Source organism: Brevundimonas subvibrioides ATCC 15264 (assembly GCF_000144605.1).
Taxonomy (GTDB): Bacteria; Pseudomonadota; Alphaproteobacteria; order Caulobacterales; family Caulobacteraceae; genus Brevundimonas; species Brevundimonas subvibrioides.
Map to the genome: position 1 here is coordinate 210910 of NC_014375.1, position 15649 is coordinate 226558.

Annotated in this window: 17 protein-coding genes; 8 read left to right on the forward strand and 9 right to left on the reverse strand. The window is 70.7% G+C overall.

Annotation, left to right across the window (positions count from 1 at the left end; genetic code table 11):
• Positions 1-35: 35 nt before the first annotated feature.
• From BRESU_RS01170 to tsaB, 3 genes are read right to left on the reverse strand one after another with little or no spacing between them, the layout of a single operon-like run.
• Positions 36-515 (reverse strand): Fur family transcriptional regulator, encoded by a 480-nt coding sequence (locus BRESU_RS01170; protein ID WP_013267653.1) that lies wholly within the window; start codon positions 513-515, stop codon positions 36-38.
• A 23-nt stretch (positions 516-538) separates the two neighbouring features.
• Positions 539-979 carry a GNAT family N-acetyltransferase gene (locus tag BRESU_RS01175; RefSeq protein WP_013267654.1) on the reverse strand — a complete coding sequence of 147 codons (441 nt, stop codon included), beginning with the start codon at positions 977-979 and terminating at the stop codon, positions 539-541.
• Positions 976-1653 (reverse strand): tRNA (adenosine(37)-N6)-threonylcarbamoyltransferase complex dimerization subunit type 1 TsaB, encoded by a 678-nt coding sequence (gene tsaB, locus BRESU_RS01180; RefSeq protein WP_013267655.1) that lies wholly within the window; start codon positions 1651-1653, stop codon positions 976-978. Before tsaB ends, BRESU_RS01175 begins: the two co-directional genes overlap by 4 nt.
• Positions 1654-1840: 187 nt before the next feature.
• Here tsaB and BRESU_RS01185 point away from each other — a divergent pair, with 187 nt between their 5' ends.
• Positions 1841-2230 (forward strand): hypothetical protein, encoded by a 390-nt coding sequence (locus BRESU_RS01185; RefSeq protein ID WP_013267656.1) that lies wholly within the window; start codon positions 1841-1843, stop codon positions 2228-2230.
• A gap of 58 nt (positions 2231-2288) precedes the next feature.
• On the opposite strand, the gene BRESU_RS01190 is transcribed toward BRESU_RS01185, so the two are convergent.
• Both BRESU_RS01190 and BRESU_RS01195 read right to left on the reverse strand, forming a co-directional pair.
• Entirely contained in the window at positions 2289-2711 is a 423-nt protein-coding gene (locus BRESU_RS01190) for a response regulator (protein ID WP_013267657.1), read from the reverse strand.
• Complete coding sequence (locus BRESU_RS01195) at positions 2708-6124, reverse strand: EAL domain-containing protein (protein ID WP_013267658.1); 3417 nt, start codon at positions 6122-6124, stop codon at positions 2708-2710. Before BRESU_RS01195 ends, BRESU_RS01190 begins: the two co-directional genes overlap by 4 nt.
• 117 nt (positions 6125-6241) lie before the next feature.
• On the opposite strand from BRESU_RS01195, the gene BRESU_RS01200 reads away from it, so the two are divergent.
• From BRESU_RS01200 to BRESU_RS01210, 3 genes are read left to right on the forward strand one after another with little or no spacing between them, the layout of a single operon-like run.
• Complete coding sequence (locus BRESU_RS01200) at positions 6242-6694, forward strand: response regulator (protein WP_013267659.1); 453 nt, start codon at positions 6242-6244, stop codon at positions 6692-6694.
• An 8-nt stretch (positions 6695-6702) separates the two neighbouring features.
• Positions 6703-7953 (forward strand): TadE/TadG family type IV pilus assembly protein, encoded by a 1251-nt coding sequence (locus BRESU_RS01205; protein ID WP_013267660.1) that lies wholly within the window; start codon positions 6703-6705, stop codon positions 7951-7953.
• A gap of 20 nt (positions 7954-7973) precedes the next feature.
• A complete protein-coding gene (locus tag BRESU_RS01210) occupies positions 7974-8438 on the forward strand; it encodes a hypothetical protein (protein WP_013267661.1) in 465 nt (154 codons plus the stop codon).
• 5 nt (positions 8439-8443) lie between these two features.
• Here the strand turns inward: BRESU_RS01210 and BRESU_RS01215 are convergent, their stop codons facing one another.
• Complete coding sequence (locus tag BRESU_RS01215) at positions 8444-9418, reverse strand: ABC transporter ATP-binding protein (protein ID WP_013267662.1); 975 nt, start codon at positions 9416-9418, stop codon at positions 8444-8446.
• A 75-nt stretch (positions 9419-9493) separates the two neighbouring features.
• On the opposite strand from BRESU_RS01215, the gene BRESU_RS01220 reads away from it, so the two are divergent.
• Positions 9494-9730: a zinc-finger domain-containing protein gene (locus BRESU_RS01220; RefSeq protein WP_013267663.1), complete on the forward strand. Its 237-nt coding sequence runs from the start codon at positions 9494-9496 to the stop codon at positions 9728-9730.
• A 343-nt stretch (positions 9731-10073) separates the two neighbouring features.
• Here the strand turns inward: BRESU_RS01220 and BRESU_RS01225 are convergent, their stop codons facing one another.
• Together BRESU_RS01225 and BRESU_RS01230 are read right to left on the reverse strand one after the other, a co-directional pair.
• Positions 10074-10655 (reverse strand): NADPH-dependent FMN reductase, encoded by a 582-nt coding sequence (locus tag BRESU_RS01225; protein WP_013267664.1) that lies wholly within the window; start codon positions 10653-10655, stop codon positions 10074-10076.
• A 132-nt stretch (positions 10656-10787) separates the two neighbouring features.
• Positions 10788-11978: a BaiN/RdsA family NAD(P)/FAD-dependent oxidoreductase gene (locus tag BRESU_RS01230; RefSeq protein ID WP_013267665.1), complete on the reverse strand. Its 1191-nt coding sequence runs from the start codon at positions 11976-11978 to the stop codon at positions 10788-10790.
• Between the two features lie 128 nt (positions 11979-12106).
• On the opposite strand from BRESU_RS01230, the gene BRESU_RS17255 reads away from it, so the two are divergent.
• Together BRESU_RS17255 and BRESU_RS01240 are read left to right on the forward strand one after the other, a co-directional pair.
• Complete coding sequence (locus tag BRESU_RS17255) at positions 12107-12307, forward strand: hypothetical protein (RefSeq protein ID WP_013267666.1); 201 nt, start codon at positions 12107-12109, stop codon at positions 12305-12307.
• 3 nt (positions 12308-12310) lie between these two features.
• Complete coding sequence (locus BRESU_RS01240; RefSeq protein WP_013267667.1) at positions 12311-12568, forward strand: hypothetical protein; 258 nt, start codon at positions 12311-12313, stop codon at positions 12566-12568.
• A gap of 6 nt (positions 12569-12574) precedes the next feature.
• Here the strand turns inward: BRESU_RS01240 and BRESU_RS01245 are convergent, their stop codons facing one another.
• Positions 12575-14245 (reverse strand): DNA-packaging protein, encoded by a 1671-nt coding sequence (locus BRESU_RS01245; RefSeq protein WP_013267668.1) that lies wholly within the window; start codon positions 14243-14245, stop codon positions 12575-12577.
• Between the two features lie 426 nt (positions 14246-14671).
• Between BRESU_RS01245 and BRESU_RS01250 the strand changes: the two genes are divergently transcribed.
• Entirely contained in the window at positions 14672-15388 is a 717-nt protein-coding gene (locus BRESU_RS01250) for an SOS response-associated peptidase (RefSeq protein WP_013267669.1), read from the forward strand.
• Positions 15389-15649 lie beyond the last annotated feature (261 nt).

Below are 15649 nucleotides of genomic sequence, written 5' to 3' on the forward strand. Positions count from 1 at the left end.
CCGGCGACCGCAAGGCGAGGCACCGCGGCCGTCGATCAGGACAGGCTCTCGGGGTTCACCCGCGCGGCGTTGCGCGTGAAGATCAGGCCCTCGCGCTTGGACGGCTCGGCCCCCTCGACGGCCTTGCCGTAGAGCTCCAGCTTGTGGCCGACCAGTTCGAAGCCCAGCCGTTCGGCGATCTCGGTCTTCAGCCGCTCGATCTCGGCGTCGAAGAATTCGATGACCTCGCCGGTGCGCGTGTCGATCAGGTGGTCGTGGTGGTCGTCGCCGGCCTCTTCGTAGCGCGACCGGCCGTCGCCGAAGTCGTGCTTCTCGACCACCCCGGCCTCCTCGAACAGGCGGACGGTGCGATAGACGGTGGCGATCGAGATGTGCGGATCGATGGCGGAGGCGCGGCGGTACAGCTCCTCGACGTCCGGATGATCCTCGGCGCTGCCCAGGACGCGCGCGATGACGCGCCGCTGTTCGGTCATGCGCATGCCGCGCTCGGCGCAGAGTTTCTCGATCCGGTCCATGGGCGGGCAAGATAGGCCCGCGATCAGCCCGTGGGAAGGCTCGCCGGCAAGTTGAGAACCAGTAGCAGAGCATCGACCGCCGGGCCGTCCGGGCGGGCGTAGTACCGCGGTCGCCGACCCGCCGGTTCGAAGCCCAGCCGGTCGTACAGCGCCCGCGCCGCGCCGTTGTCCTCGGCCACCTCGAGGAACAGGCGGGTCGCGCCCGCCGCCGCCACCCGCCGCGTCACGGCCGCGACCAGACGCGAGGCCACGCCCCCGCGCCGCGCGCCCGGCCGCACCGCCAGGGTCAGGATCTCGGCGTCGTCCGCCGCCACCTGCACCAGGACGAACCCGTCCGTCTCGGCCTCCAGCAGAACCCCCGGCCCGGCCAGCAGATCGGCGAAGGCCCGGGTCGACCAGGGGGCATCGAAGGCCTCCGCGTGGAGGGCGGCCAGGGCCTCGACCACATCGCCGGACTCGCTCATGCGCCGGACGGGGTCGCCACGGGCCGCGCCTGCCCGGGCAGGCGGGTGGGCGGCGTGGCGTCGGGCGCGCGCAGATACAGGGGGCGGGGGGGATGGTCGGCCGGATCCAGCAGGACGGTCAGCCCCGCCAGGGCCTCGGCCGACAGGGCGGTCAGGGCGCCCGCGTCCGGGTCCGCGTCCGGGTCGATCAGCGCCGCCCCCGACCCGGCCAGCCGCCAGGGCCCGCCCTGCGCCAGCAGGCCGGTCGCCGCCTCCAGATCGAGCGCCTGCGGGTCCGACGTCGCGCGGCCGTCGACGAAGGTCTGGACATAGACCTGGCCCCGCCGCGCATCGATGACCGCCGCGGTCGCCCCGTGCCCCTGGTCGGCGCTCCGGGCCAGGGCCGACAGGGTCGAGACCCCGACCACCGGCCGCTCCAGCGCCGCGCCCAGGCCCTGGGCGAAGGCCAGCCCGACCCGCAGGCCCGTGAACGATCCCGGCCCGACCGTGACGCCGATCCGGTCGATGGCCTCGAACCCGCCGCCCGCCTCGGCCACCGCGTCGCGCACGAAGCCGCCCAGCCGCTCGGAATGGCCGCGCGCCATGACTTCCGACCGCAGGCCCAGCGGCACGCCGTTCTCGAACACCCCGGCGGTACAGGCGTCCAGCGCCGTGTCGATGACCAGAACCCTCATGCCCGGCCCTCCGGCGTGAGGGTCGCGGGGCGCGCGACCGCTCGGTCCGGACGCGCGATTGAAACGGGATTTCGGAAAGACGGGGCCACGCCCGACCATGCCCCAGCCGCGCCGCCCGGGCGAGCCGTTTCGAACGACCCACGCGACGTAACCCGTCCTTAAGCGCCACTGTGGCACACCGGTGCCCATGAACCGTCGCGCCCTGCTCGCCGCCCCCCTGGCCCTCGCGGCCACGCCCGCCCTCGCCTCCGGGGGCGGAGGCGGGTCGTCGACCAGCACCTTCTTCCGCTACCCCACGGTCACCGCCAACACCTTCACCTCCGACGGCCGGCGCGGCGTGATGACGGTCGAGACCGGCGTCGACATCGCCGACCCCGCCCTGCTCCTGCGGGCCCAGCAGTCGGCGCCGCGCGTCCGCGCCGTCTTCAACATCCTGGTCCAGCGCGAGGCCGCCACCCTGCTCCCCGGCCAGCCGCCCAACGTCGACCGCCTGTCGCGCCAGTTCCAGTCGGCCATGAACATCATCCTGCGCCAGCGCGGCGCCCGGCTGCTGATCGGCACCGTGATGGTGGTCTGAGGGCGGCGGGACCTTCCCGGGCTCCGCTTCGGCCGCACCCACACGACGCTCTGGCCGATCAGGCGAGCGGGCTGGTCATCGAGGGCGGTTGCGACAGCATCTCCGCGATCGTGGCGGCGAAGGTCGAAATGCGCAGGGGCTTGGACATGACGCGATCGGCGCCGAAGGCGAGCGCGGGTCTCAGCAGGCTGTCGATATCCATGCTCCCCCCGCTCGAGATCGCGAGAATGCGGACGGACACCTTTCGGCGCCGGAGCTCGATGATCGTCTCCAGACCGTCCTTGTTGGGCATGAGCATGTCGAGGACGATGAGGTCGACGGGCTCGGCCGCCACCACGCGCAGGGCGTCGTCGCCGTCTTCGGCATGAAGGACGCGGTAGCCCTCATCCGCCAGCAGTTCCGCCCCTATGGCGCGCAGGGTGGGGTCGTCGTCGGCGATCAGGATGGTCGGTCGCGACGGGTCACGGCTCGGATCGGTCATGCGGCGTCCTCGGCGGCGCCCGGCAGGGCGTCGAGCGTCAGGGGGCGGTAGAAATGATAGCCCTGCAGGTAGTGGGCTCCGGCGATGCGAAGGAAGTTGGCCTGCTCCGCGGTCTCGATGCCCTCGCAGACCACCTTCATCCCCAGGGCCCGGCCCACGCCGATCACGGCGTGGATGATGGCGGCCGAGGCGGTGTCGTGGGTGCAGCGCTCGACGAAGCTGCGGTCCACCTTCAGCGTGGTGAACTTCAGCTCCCGAAGCGCATGCAGGCTGGTGTAGCCCGCGCCGAAGTCGTCCAGGGCGACGCCGAACCCGTGAGCCCGCAGTGCGTCGATCGTCTGCCGGGCGGCCTCGACCTCGAGCATGGCCGTCTCGGTGACCTCGACCTCCAGCCGCTCCGGCGGAAAGCCGAGCGCGCCGGCGGCGGTGGCCACCCGCGCGGCGAACCCCGGCAGCTGGAACTCGGCGGCGGAGGCATTGATCGACACCAGAAGGTCGGGCCGCGCCGCGAGATCCTGCATGGCGCGCGTCATGACGAAGTCCGTCAGCCGCGCGATACAGCCCTCGGCCTCGAGGCGCGGGATGAACGCGTCCGGGCCCAGACGTCCGTGCTGCGGGTGGGTCCAGCGCACCAGGGCCTCGACCTTGCCGGACAGCTGCCCCGTGCGGGTCACCAGCGGCTGATAGACGAGGTGTAGATCGCCGCGCTCGATGGCGATGGCGAGGTCCTCCGCGGCGCTGAGCTGAGCCGGGGCCTCATCCGCAGGCTCGGCCATGGCGGCCAGGGTGAGCGACACCAGGGACTGGATCGCGTCCACGCCGATGGTGGAGACGGGCTCGCCGGATCGGGCGGCCGTCTCGATCCGCGAGGTCTCGCGGGCCACCGCCGAGGCTCCCAGGCTCAGGCTCATGGACTTCAGGGCGTGCGCCGCCCGGGCCAGCGATTCGGCGTCCTCCGCCGTGACGCCCTGGACGATCTCGGCCAGCCGCAGGGGGGCGTTGGTCGCATACAGGGCGTGCACGCGGGTGACGAAGTCCGCCCGGCCGTTCCGCGCCATCGCGAGCAGCTCCCCCCGGATCGTGGCGTCGAACAGGTCGGTGCGCACCTCGTCCAGGGGCGTCGCGGCCGCGACCGGCGGGGAGACCGCGGCCCCCGACATGGCCCCCGACACGGCCCTGTCCCCGCAGAACCGGGCCAGTTCCCGGACCAGATCCTCGAGGGTGAAGGGCTTGTGGATCACCCCGTCCATGCCCGAGGCCTTCCAGGCGTCGGCGCCCGACCCGACCACATGCGCGGTCAGGGCGATGATCGCGGCTCTGGGGCGCCCGCTCTCCGCCTCCTCCGCGCGGATGGCCCGCGTCGCGTCGAACCCGTCCAGAACGGGCATCGAACCGTCCATCAGGACCAGGTCGAAGCGTTGCAGCCGAAGGCGCTCGACGGCCTGCAGTCCGTCGTTGGCGGTGAAGGTCTCGACACCCAGGCGTGACAGGGCCTCGACGGCGACCTCGCGGTTCACCTCGGAGTCGTCGACGACGAGCACGCGCACGCCCGGGAAGGTCGTTCCCGGGGGCACGCGCACCGTCTGATAGGTCAGCCGCGGCCGCACCCCGTCCTGCATCTGGCGCACGACGTCCCGCAGGTCGGCCTGCCGCAGAGGCCTGACCATGACGCAGGCCTCGGGCGAGCCCCGGAGAACCGCCGCCGCCGCGTCCTCGCTGTCGCAGACCACGACCCCGAAATCCGGCGCGTCCTGACCGGCCCCGACGATGGCCGGCCCCGCGTCGTGGTCCGTGACGCGCACGTCCCAGGCGTCGAGATACAGCCGAAGGGCCCGCTGCGTCTGACCCGACAGTCCGCGCACGCCCACGGTCCAGCCGGCGTCGATCGGCGCCGGGACGGCCGGGTCCGCCACCGGGTGCAGCGGGGCCGAGAAGGCGAACGTCGACCCCTCGCCCACGGTGCTGGACAGGGACCAGACGCCGCCCATCGAGCGGACGAGACGATCGCAGATGGCCAGGCCCAGCCCGGTCCCGCCATGGGTCCGGGTCGTGCTCTGGTCGGCCTGGGTGAAGGCCTCGAACAGGGTGGGCAGCTTGTCCGCGGGGATGCCCGGGCCGGTGTCGTGAACGGCCACGCGGATGCGTCGCGGATCCTCGGGGTCGCGGTCGATGGCGATCAGCACCCCGCCCAGATCGGTGAATTTGATGGCGTTGTTGACGAGGTTGCCGATCACCTGACGCAGCCGGGTGGGGTCGCCCAGAACCTGCGGCAGGCGGGGATCGACGAACACGGCCAAATCCAGTCCCTTGCTGGCGGCCTTCTCCGAAAACAGGCTGGCCACGTCCTCGGCGGCGTCGGCCAGATCGACCTCGACGATCTCCAGATCCATCTTGCCGGCCTCGACCTTCGAGAAGTCGAGAATGTCGTTGATGATGCCGAGCAGCGACTTTCCGGATTTCGAGATCACGTCGGCATAGCGCTGCTGCCGCTGTGGCAGGTCGGAGGTCGCCAGCATGTCGCTGAGGGCCAGGATGCCGTTCAGGGGTGTGCGGATCTCGTGGCTCATGACGGCGAGAAAATCCGACTTGGCCGCGTTCGCCTGCTCGGCGGCGTCCCTGGCCACCACCAGTTCCCCGGTGCGGGCGGCGACCTCGCTCTCCAGCCCCTCCACCTGGGCCGCGATCCGTGCGTCCCGCTCCCGGATGCCGGACAGCATCGTATCGATGCCCGACACCAGGTCCGCGACCTCGCCCTCGGCCTTGATGTCCACGCGGGTCGAGAAGTCTCGCGTGTCGTGAACGTGTTTGACCAGGCCGGCCAGGGCGACGATCGGCGCGCTGATCTTCCGCGCCATCCTGAGGGCGACAATCAACCCCGCGACGACCGCGACCAGGGCCCCGGCCAGGGTCGTCCAGATCGTGGCCAGGACCCGACCCCGCAACTCCGGCGTCCGGCTGAACAGGGTGATCGCGCCGACCGTTTCGCCTTCGCTCAGAACCGGGGCCGAGACCTGGATCGATCCGGTGCTGAGCACAGACCAGATCGACAGCCGGTCCCTGGATCCCGCGACCGTGGCATCGGTCATGAGCCGTGCGCCGGCCCCGGTTTCCGCCAGCAGGCCGAAGCGGTCGGACTCCAGGCGCGCGTAGCTGATCCCCGGCATCTGGCTGACCGAGCGGATGGCGACGAAGCTTTCGGCACGGTCTCCGCGCGCGACAGCTTCGGAGGCCAGCGAGCCGATGACGCGGGCCGTCTGGGTCAGCCGGCTGGTCTCCAGCGTCGCCTGTCTTCGCAAGTCTATCCAGGTCGACACGGCGGCCGTCACCAGGAACGACGCAAGTAAAGACGCGGTGACCAGTCCGACCAGCTTACGCGCGATGCCGCCGTGGGTCTTGAGTCGGGTGCCGTACACTGGCGAAGCCCCAGGTGGTTGTAAGTATTTTCACCTATACCCGGCGTTAATGACCTGACCCTTAAGCCGTCTGTCTGGTCGGGGGATCGGAGAGGTATCAGCCTCTGGGGTGTTCTGATGAGTGGCTTTTTCTACGTTCTCGACGACGAGGCTCGCCTCCTTTTCGTGGATGACGATCCTATCCTGCGGGAGTTCGCGCAGGTGAACCTGGCGTCCGCCGCCGCCGAAGTCGATGTGGCCGCCGACGGCGTCGAGGCGCTCGAGGCGTTGTCACGGCACCGCTACGACCTGCTGCTGGTGGATCTCGACATGCCCCGCATGGACGGTTTCGAGCTGCTGGCGCATTTGCGCGCGGATCCGGCCACGGCCCATCTCCCCGTGGTGGTCGAAACGGGCCGCGAGGACGTGGAGGCCATCGACCGCGCGTTTCGCGCCGGAGCGACCGCCTTCGTGACCAAGCCGCTGAACTGGCGGCTGCTGACCTATCAACTGCGGTTCACCCTTCGCGCCGCGCGCGCGGAAGCCGTCTTGCGTGATCGTTGCCGCTCCGCGCCCCTCGTCGCGGCGTGACCTATCCAATGAACTGGCTCGACCGTTGCCGACGTTGGCTTGCCGCATTCGGGCGTGACGAACGCGGCAACATCGCCCTGATATTCGCCCTGTCCACCCCGGCCGTGGTCCTGATCTCCGTCGGCGCCGTCGAACTCGGGAGCGTCCAGTCCAACCGCGCCAAGCTTCAGGACATCGCCGATACCGCTGCGCTGGCGGGGGCCAACGAGCTCGCACTCGCCATCGACGACGCCGCCGCCATCGAGCGCGCCAAGGTCTTCATCGATGGCCACGTCTCCGAGTGGAAAAGCGCGCCGGCCGTCACGCCGGAAATCGCCGTGATCCTCAGGGACAAGCAGCGGGTGATCCAGGTGGTCCTGAAGGGCCACACGCCCTCGTTCTTCGCCAATATGTTGCCGCCCGGCGGCTGGAAATATCATGCGGAGGCGCGCGCGGTCGCCGTCGGCCTGACCCCCCTGTGCGTTCTGATCACCGGGAGTTCCGGTTCCAAGATGCTCAATGTGAAGGACTCGGGGCGTCTCTCGGCCTTGCAGTGTCTGGTCCATTCCAATCGAGACATCGTGGTCGAGGGCGGCAATATCGCGGCCTTCCAGGTCCAGGCGGTCACGTCGGCGCGGGGCGTGATCAGCCCGACCGCAGGCACGGGTGCATCCCCCATCGACGATCCGTTCCGGGATCTCGGTCTCGGGCGACCGGGCCCCTGCCCCGCAGGCGGCCCCGTCGATCTCGATGTGAAGACCGGGACCCATCGCCTCGCCCCGGGCGTCCACTGCGGCAAGTACAAGATGGGCGGCAATGCGTTGCTGGTCCTCGATCCCGGCGACCACTGGTTCATTCGAGGCCAGCTGGAGGTCAAGGAGGACGCACGCCTTCAGGGCGACGACGTGGTCCTGTTCTTCGACAAGGATTCGAAATTTGATTTCAAGGACCACGCGACGGTCAGTCTGGACGGCCGGAAAAGCGGTGCCTACGCCGGCATGGTCATGGTCGCGGCGCGGGGAAACACGTCGGATTTCGGCATATCCAGCGACAATGTGGAGAACCTGCTGGGCGTCATCTATGTGCCGGACGCACGCGTGATCGTCGAGGGTGGCAAGGCCGAGATCGCGCGGGACAGTGCCTGGACGGTGATCGTCGCACGCTCCCTGGAGCTCAAGGGCGCGCCCTCGCTGATCATCAACTCGAACTATGCCGTTTCCGATGTTCCGGTCCCCACGGGGGTCGGCCCCAGGGGCGGCGAAGTACGGCTCGTCGACTAGACAGGACAGGGAGAGGGACGATGGCACTGGAATCGGAGCGCGTCGCCGAAGCGGCGGAAATGAACCCGGGCAACCGGCGGGCCAAATCCGAACGGCGGGGCAAGGACCGTCGCCTGGGCCAGACCCGCATCAACCACGTCGCGCCCCGGCGGTCTCTTATGAAGGCCTTCGGTGCATCGGCGACGGCCATGTCCTGTGCCGTTTTCGCCATCGTCATCCTGGCGACCGCCATGATCGCGCAGACGATCCCCTGGATCGCCCTGTCCGTATCCGGGATGGCGGTGGTCATCTCGGCCTTCGCCCTCATGCTGGGCAGCCTCGAGCAACGTCTGATCGAGATCCGCCTGGAGCTCATGATGGCGAACGGCGGCATGCGGCAGGCGGATCGCCGCAATGGTGATCGCCGATCCGGGTCCCGGCCCAGTGAGGAGTCCATGCCCCATGCGACGGCCCGCGCGACGGCGCCGGCAGACGTCGTCGCATAGACCCGTCAGTCCTTCGTCGGACTGACCGCGTTTGCATCGCCATAGGTCAGGGCCAGGAACACGTCCTCCAGGTCCGGATCCTCGGTGGTGATGTCCGAGATGGTGATCCCGGCCGCGCGCACCGCGGCCAGCACCTGTTCCACCGACGACTGGCCCTTGCGATAGGTGATGGCGAAGGCCCCGTTCGGGCGCGCCACCGTCTCGAACCCGGCCACGACCGGCAGGCCGTCCAGCGGGTGCTCCGGCGTCACCACGACGTTCCGCGTATCCAGCCGGCGCAGCAGCTGCGGCGTCGGCTCGCACGCCACCACCTGGCCCCGGTTCATGATGGCGATGGTGTCACACAGCTCCTGCGCCTCCTCCAGATAGTGGGTGGTCAGCAGGATGGTCACGCCCTCGGCGTTGATGCGGCGGACATATTCCCACAGCTGGCGACGCAGCTCGACGTCCACCCCGGCGGTCGGCTCGTCCAGGATCAGGATGGGCGGATTGTGGACCAGGGCCTTGGCCACCATCAGCCGGCGCTTCATGCCGCCCGACAGGGCCCGCACATAGGCGTTGGCCTTGTCCGACAGGCCCAGCGCCGCCAGCAGTTCGTCACTGCGCCGCTCGTTCTTCGGCACGCCATAGAATCCCGCCTGCACCTCCAGCGCCTCGCGCGGGGTGAAGAAGACGTCGGCCACGATTTCCTGCGGCACGACGCCCAGCGCCGCCCGGGCGTCGCGCGGCCGCTCGTCGATGTCGCGGCCCCAGATGGCGGCGGTCCCGCCGGTCTTGTTAACCACCCCGGCCAGGATGTTGATCAGCGTCGACTTGCCCGCGCCGTTGGGGCCCAGCAGGCCGAACATGGAGCCGCGCGGAATCACCAGGTCGACGCCGCGCAGGGCGGTCTTGGGCGGAGACTTCTTGGACCCGGCATAGGTCTTTTCCAGCCCGTGCACCTCGATGGCGTTGACGGGCAGGGCTTCGGTCTGGGTCATAAGGGACTTTCGGCGGGAGGCGTGGCCGTCTAACTAGGCGCGAGGCCTCCCCGCGCCAAGACCACGGATCCGATCATGCCCCCGCGCCACCCCGAAACCCTCGTCGCCCCGCCCGAACAGATCGTGGTCTCGACCAAGCGGGTCGCCTGCGACGGCGGCGGTGTCCTGGGCCATCCGCTGGTCTATCTGGACATGGGCGGCGAGACCTTCGTCGAGTGCGGCTACTGCGACCGTCGCTTCGTGCTGTCGGCCGACCACCACGCCGAGAGCGACTACCTGGACCCGGCCGCCCGCCCGCCCGAGGCGCACTGACCGCACGCCGCCCCCGTCGCGGCCAGGGCCGTCCGTCGGCCGAGTTGGAACGGCGGTCGCACAGGTTCATCACGGCGAGCACAACGGGGTCACAGAGGACACGACGGGACCGAGCGGTGGTCGCGGGCGTCGTTCGCTCCTGGCACCGAAAGCAGAGAAAGGGCGGCGTCGCCGCCGATCCTCTCTTCGACCAGGCGTCGCGCCGGAAGGATGGGATCGGCGATGCCACCGCAGTCTTGATCCCGCCGTGTTCGCTGTGGCCCGTTGTGCTCGCTGTGATGAACCCCTCGCAGCAGATCCATGCGCCAACGGAAGCGCCGGTTGGTCTAAAGCCTGATCGGCATCAGGCCGAAGCCTGCGGCTCCCGCATCGGCTTCAGGGCCACCGCCCATTTGTGAAGCTCCTTCAGCATCGTCGTCGTCCCGGCGACCGTCTGTTCGTTCGGGTTGAAGACGCCGTCGTCGCCGATGAAGTTGGTGAAGAACGGCACCGGCACGGCCTGGGCGATCGCCATCATGTTCAGGTTCCCCAGCAGGCCGCGCAGCGTCTGCGAGGACCGCAATCCGCCCGACACGCCGCCATAGCTGACCACGGCGGCCGGCTTGTAGGTCCATTCGTGGTACAGGCACTGGATCGCGTTGATCACCGCGGCCGGGGCGAAATAGTCGTATTCGGGCGTGACGAAGACGAAGGCGTCGGCCGGGGCGACGCTCGCGCTCCAGCGTTTGGTGTGGGCGTGTTCGTACCGGTTCTGCGCCGGATGGGCGGCCTCGTCGAACAGGGGCAGGTCGAAGGCGGCCAGATCGACCATCTCGACCTCGAACGCCCCCTGCTCCCGCGCGAACCGGTCGACCCATTCGGCCACGGGGGTCCCGGCCCGGCTCGGCCGCGTGCTGCAGAAGATGACGTTCAGTTTCAGTGCCATCTCGTGGCCTCCCTCGGTGGATCGGATCGCCGCCGGCGCGACTGCGATGTCGCGCCCCGGCCTGCATGCCATGGAATGCGCGAGTTGGTAAAAAGGCGACGTCGACGCAGGGGGTGACCCGGGCCGTGGGCCTCAGGCCGCCTGTCCCGCGACCCAGCCCGAGCTCCAGGCCCACTGGAAATTATACCCGCCCAGCCAGCCGGTGATGTCGACCACCTCGCCGATGAAATACAGGCTGGGCACCGATTTCGCCGCCATGGTCGACTGGTCCAGCTGGTCCGTGGCCACCCCGCCCAGGGTCACCTCGGCGGTGCGGTAGCCCTCCGACCCCACCGGCTTCACGGTCCAGCCGTTCACCGCCGCGTCGAGCCGCGCCAGCACCTTGTCGCCGACCTCGGCCAGCTTACCGTTGGCGCCTTCCCGCGCCGTCAGCACCTCGGCCAGCCGGCGCGGCACGATGTGGCCGAGCGCCGTGTGCACCGCCTGTTTGCCGCCGTTCTCGGCCTTGGCCGCCTTCAGCCGCTCCAGCACCCGCACCCCCGGCGCCATCGACACCGTGATCGCCTCCCCCTCGCGCCAATAGGAGCTGATCTGCAGGATCGCCGGGCCGCTCAGCCCCCGATGGGTAAAGAGCATCGCTTCCTCGAACCGGGTCTTCCCGGCCGTGACGACGGCATCCACCGCCACCCCCGCCAGCGGGGTGGTCTGTTCCAGCAGCCCCGCCTCGAAGGTCAGCGGCACCAGCGCCGGCCGGGTCTCGGTGACCCTCAGGTCGAACTGGCGCGCGAGGTCATAGCCCCAGCCCGTCGCGCCCATCTTGGGGATCGACTTGCCCCCCGTCGCCACCACCAGCGAGGCGCAGCGCACCGCCGTCCCGTCCGACAGGGTCAGGGCGAAGCCGTCTCCCTCGCGCGCCACCGCCGCCACGCCGGTGCCCAGCCGCAGCGTCACCCCCGCCGCCCGCATCGCGTCCGTCAGCATCCGCACGATCTGTTTGGCGCTGTCGTCGCAGAACAGCTGCCCCAGGGTCTTCTCGTGCCAGGCGATCCCCGCCCGGTCGACGCGCCCGACGAAGTCCGCCACCGTGAACCGCCCCAGCGCCGAGGCCGCGAACCGGGGGTTCTCCCCCAGCATGTTGGCCACCGTCGTCCCCGTATTGGTGAAGTTGCACCGCCCGCCGCCCGAGATGCGGATCTTCTCGCCCGGGGCCCGGGCATGGTCCACGACCAGCACCGAGCGCCCGCGCCGCCCCGCCTCGGCCGCGCACAGCATCCCCGCCGCGCCCGCGCCCACCACCACCACATCGACCGTCTCTGTCTTCATGCGGCGTCCCTTAGCACGCCCTCCGCGCCTGTGGACGACCGGAACAAAGCACGAACAGAGCCTTGCGTCCGACGCGCAGGGGCCGCTAGATCGCGCCCGGGTCGGCGCCCACCGTTGAGTTGAACATCATGACCCCCGACCCCGCCGCCCGCCTGCTGGCGCCCCTGCAGGGCCTCGACCTGACCAGCGCCGACGGCCGCGCCGGCATCGGCTGCCTGCTGGCCGAGATCGAGCGCCTCGCCCCCGGCGCCATCCTGCGCCAGGCCGCCACGCTCCAGCTCCGCAGCCTGGGCTGCCCCGCCTCCCCGTCCTCCCGGACCGGACGGTGAGCCATGACCCCCCAGGACGTCCGCGCGGACCACACCCTGCGGGCCGCGATCGCCTGCGGCCGCTGCAACCGCTCGCGATCCCTGCGGGTCGGCGCCATCCCCCGCCGCTGGCAGGACACCGACCTCGGCCGGATCCCCTTCCGCTGCTTCGAATGCGGCGAGCGCCCCAACCGCATCCAGGTCGAGCGCGGCACCGGGCCCCGGCACGAGACGGTCTGGGCCTGGGCGCTGAAGCCGGAGGGCCACCCGGCGGGGGTGTGAGGGCCTTCAGCCCCCCGCCAGCCCCGGCGGTGCCGCCGGCCAGTCCAGCAGCCGGATGCGCGGCCCCTCACCCCCCGACCGGTCGATCAGCAGGTCCGTCAGGGCCCAGACCAGGGCATCCGCCCGGTCCAGATCCCAGCCCGCCTCGTCGCCCCCGATCGCCATCAGCTCCTCCTCCAGCGCGCCTAAGCCCCGCGCATGGGTGACCCGCCCCTGTTCGTACAGCGCCGCCACCGGCTCGGCCCGGATCCGCTTGCCCTTCGTGGCCCGCACCTCGCGGATCCGCACCGAACAGCCCGCCGTCTTCAGCACCGCCCGCACCATCTCGCCGCCCTGGTTGACCTCGACCACCAGGGCGACCGCGCCGAATTCCTCGGCCGCCCGCACCGCCCTTCGCGCCCACCCGTCCGGCCCCAGCCCCGCCACCGAGCGATCCGCCAGCACATGCGCCCGGTCCCCGACCCGTCCCGCCACCACGATCCCGCAGGCATTGCCCCCCGCCGTCGTCGTCGGATCGATGGCCACGACGATGCGGTCGAAGCTCCCCTCCAACACTCCCCGCGCCCGCCCCATCATCTCCGCCGTGAACAAACTCCCTTCCTGCTCCACCACCCGCCCCTCCAGCTCCTGCGCGGCCTTGCGCGTCCCGCCGTACAGCCGCTCCAGCCCCTCGACGAAGCCCGCTGCCAGGTGGTCCGCATTGTCCCGCGTCGCCGCATGGGTCTGGACCAGCCCCGGCTCGGCCCTCAGGTCCCTCAGCGCCCCGATCGGCTTGGGCGTCGTCGTCACCACCAGCCGGGGCCGCTCGCCCAGCCGCAGGCCCATCCGCAGCAGGGCCAGCGTCGCCCCCGGCCCGCCCCGTCCGCCCCGGCCGCCGCGCGGCCAGGCACAGAATTCGTCCGCCCAGGCCGCCGCGAACTGCGGCCCCCGCAGGGCTTCCGGGTCCTCGGCCGAGAAGGCCTGCGCCACCGCCCCGTTCGGAAACACCAGCCGTTTCCGCGACGGTTCGAACACCGGCCGCACCCCGCCCCATTTCGGATCGTTCCAGCGCGCCAGCGCCGCGATCCCCGACACCCCCTCGACCATCACCTCGCGCACGTCGTGCAGACTGCCCCCGATCAGCGCCAGCCGCCCGCCGGCCCCCAGCGCCTCCGCCTGATCCGACAGCCACACCGCCCCCGCCAGCGTCTTCCCCGCCCCCCGTCCCCCCAGGAACAGCCACGTCGTCCAGTCCCCCTCAGGCGCCCGCTGCGCAGGCCGAAGCACCGGCTCGCACCAATCCTCCCCCTCTGGGAGAGGGGGACCGCCGCAGGCGGTGGAGGGGGAGCCTCCTCCCCCCACCCCCAACCGCCGGATCCCCCGCGCGCTCTGCGTCAGCGCCAGAAAGTCCGGCAGCCGCCCCTCGTCCGCCGCCCGCGCCGCGCATTCCAGCGCCCGCGCCTCGGACCCTTCCAGGTCCAGCGGATCGAAGGCGAACCCCCGCGCCACGACGGGATCGGGCGCGGGCGTGATCGGCGGCGGCTGCGACCAGCGATAGACCGCCCCCGGCCGGTCCTTCTTGCGATAGCCCCGGTTCCGCGCCTGATAGCGCACGGCCTCCACGCTGACCCCGTGCTCGTCCGCCAGTTCGCTCGCGACCTCCCCGGCCACATAGCGTTCCAGCAGCGCGACCCACACCGGGTCCTCCAGCTTCGATTTTCCCGGCCGTCCTGATCCCATCGGAGGAGTCTAGGCCACCCCCGAACCCGGGCGCGTCCGGACGCTCCCTCGCGACCCCGCCCCTTGAAATCAAAGCAAGAGTCCGCCCCCTCGCGGACAACTCGGACGCTCCAGGCGGACACCCCCGATCCTCCCCCATCGGGGGAGGGGGACCGCCGAAGGCGGTGGAGGGGGCCAACGCCCCAGCTCTTCGGGCGAAAGCGCCTCGTCCGCTTCACGAAGGCTTTGTCATCCCCGCGAAAGCGGGGAGACCTCCCGTTCGAGCGCGGCACCGGGCTCCAGCCCGAGACGGTCTTGGCGTGGTCGCTGAAGATGGAGGGCCACCCGGCCGAGGCGCGGGGGCGCGCTTTGCCGATTTCAGGACCGCATGTCAGGGTCCCCCCCATGTGCAACCTCTATTCCCTGCGCAAAGGCCCGGCCGCCATCCTCGACCTCGCGCGGGCGATGCGATCCGACGTCGGCAATCTGGAGCCGCGCGACCTCTACCCGGACTATGCCGCCCCGATCGTGCGGATGGACGACACCGGCGAACGCATCCTGACGACCGCGCGATGGGGCCTGCCGTCGTCGAAAAAGGCGCTGTTCGACGCGGCGACCAGACGGGCCGACAAGCTGCGCGCCAGGGGCAAGGACGTCGACTTTCCCCGGCTGCTGGAACTGGAGCCCGACAGCGGCACCACCAATGTCCGGAACACGGCCTCCAGCCACTGGAAGCCCTGGCTGTCCCCCGCCAACCGGTGCCTGGTCCCCTTCACCGCCTTCAGCGAGCCGGGCCGCGACGCCCAGGACAAATATCGCCCCGTCTGGTTCCGGCTGGCGGGCGACGACCCCGAACCCCTCGCCTTCTTCGCCGGGGTCCACGTCCGCGACCACAGCTGCGTGCGCAAGATCAAGACGGGGCCGGAGACCTGCGACCTCTATGCCTTCCTGACCACCGAGCCGAACGCCGAGGTCGGGGCCGTCCACCCCAAGGCCATGCCGGTCATCCTGACGACCGAGGAAGAGCGCGAGACCTGGATGCGCGCCGACTGGGCCGAGGCCAGGGCGCTGCAGCGGCCGTTGATCGACGGGGCGCTCGTGGAGGCCAGCGGGGAACGGTGAAGACCGGCTGATCCAAGGCATACCCCGGGGCCAGATCCCCTTCCGCTGCTTCGATTTCGGCGAGCGCCCCAACCGCATCCCGGTCGAGCGCAGTACCGGCCTCCAGCCCAAGACACGTGAGCGTGGTGGCTGAAGGCTGAGGGGCCCCGGCGGGGGTGGGAGGGGCATCTTGACCAATGCCAGGCGATACAGCTGTTCGCCATCCTTCGTTTGCGCCGAGCACCCCACTCAAATGGCTGTGGTGCACCCAGAAAATGCCTT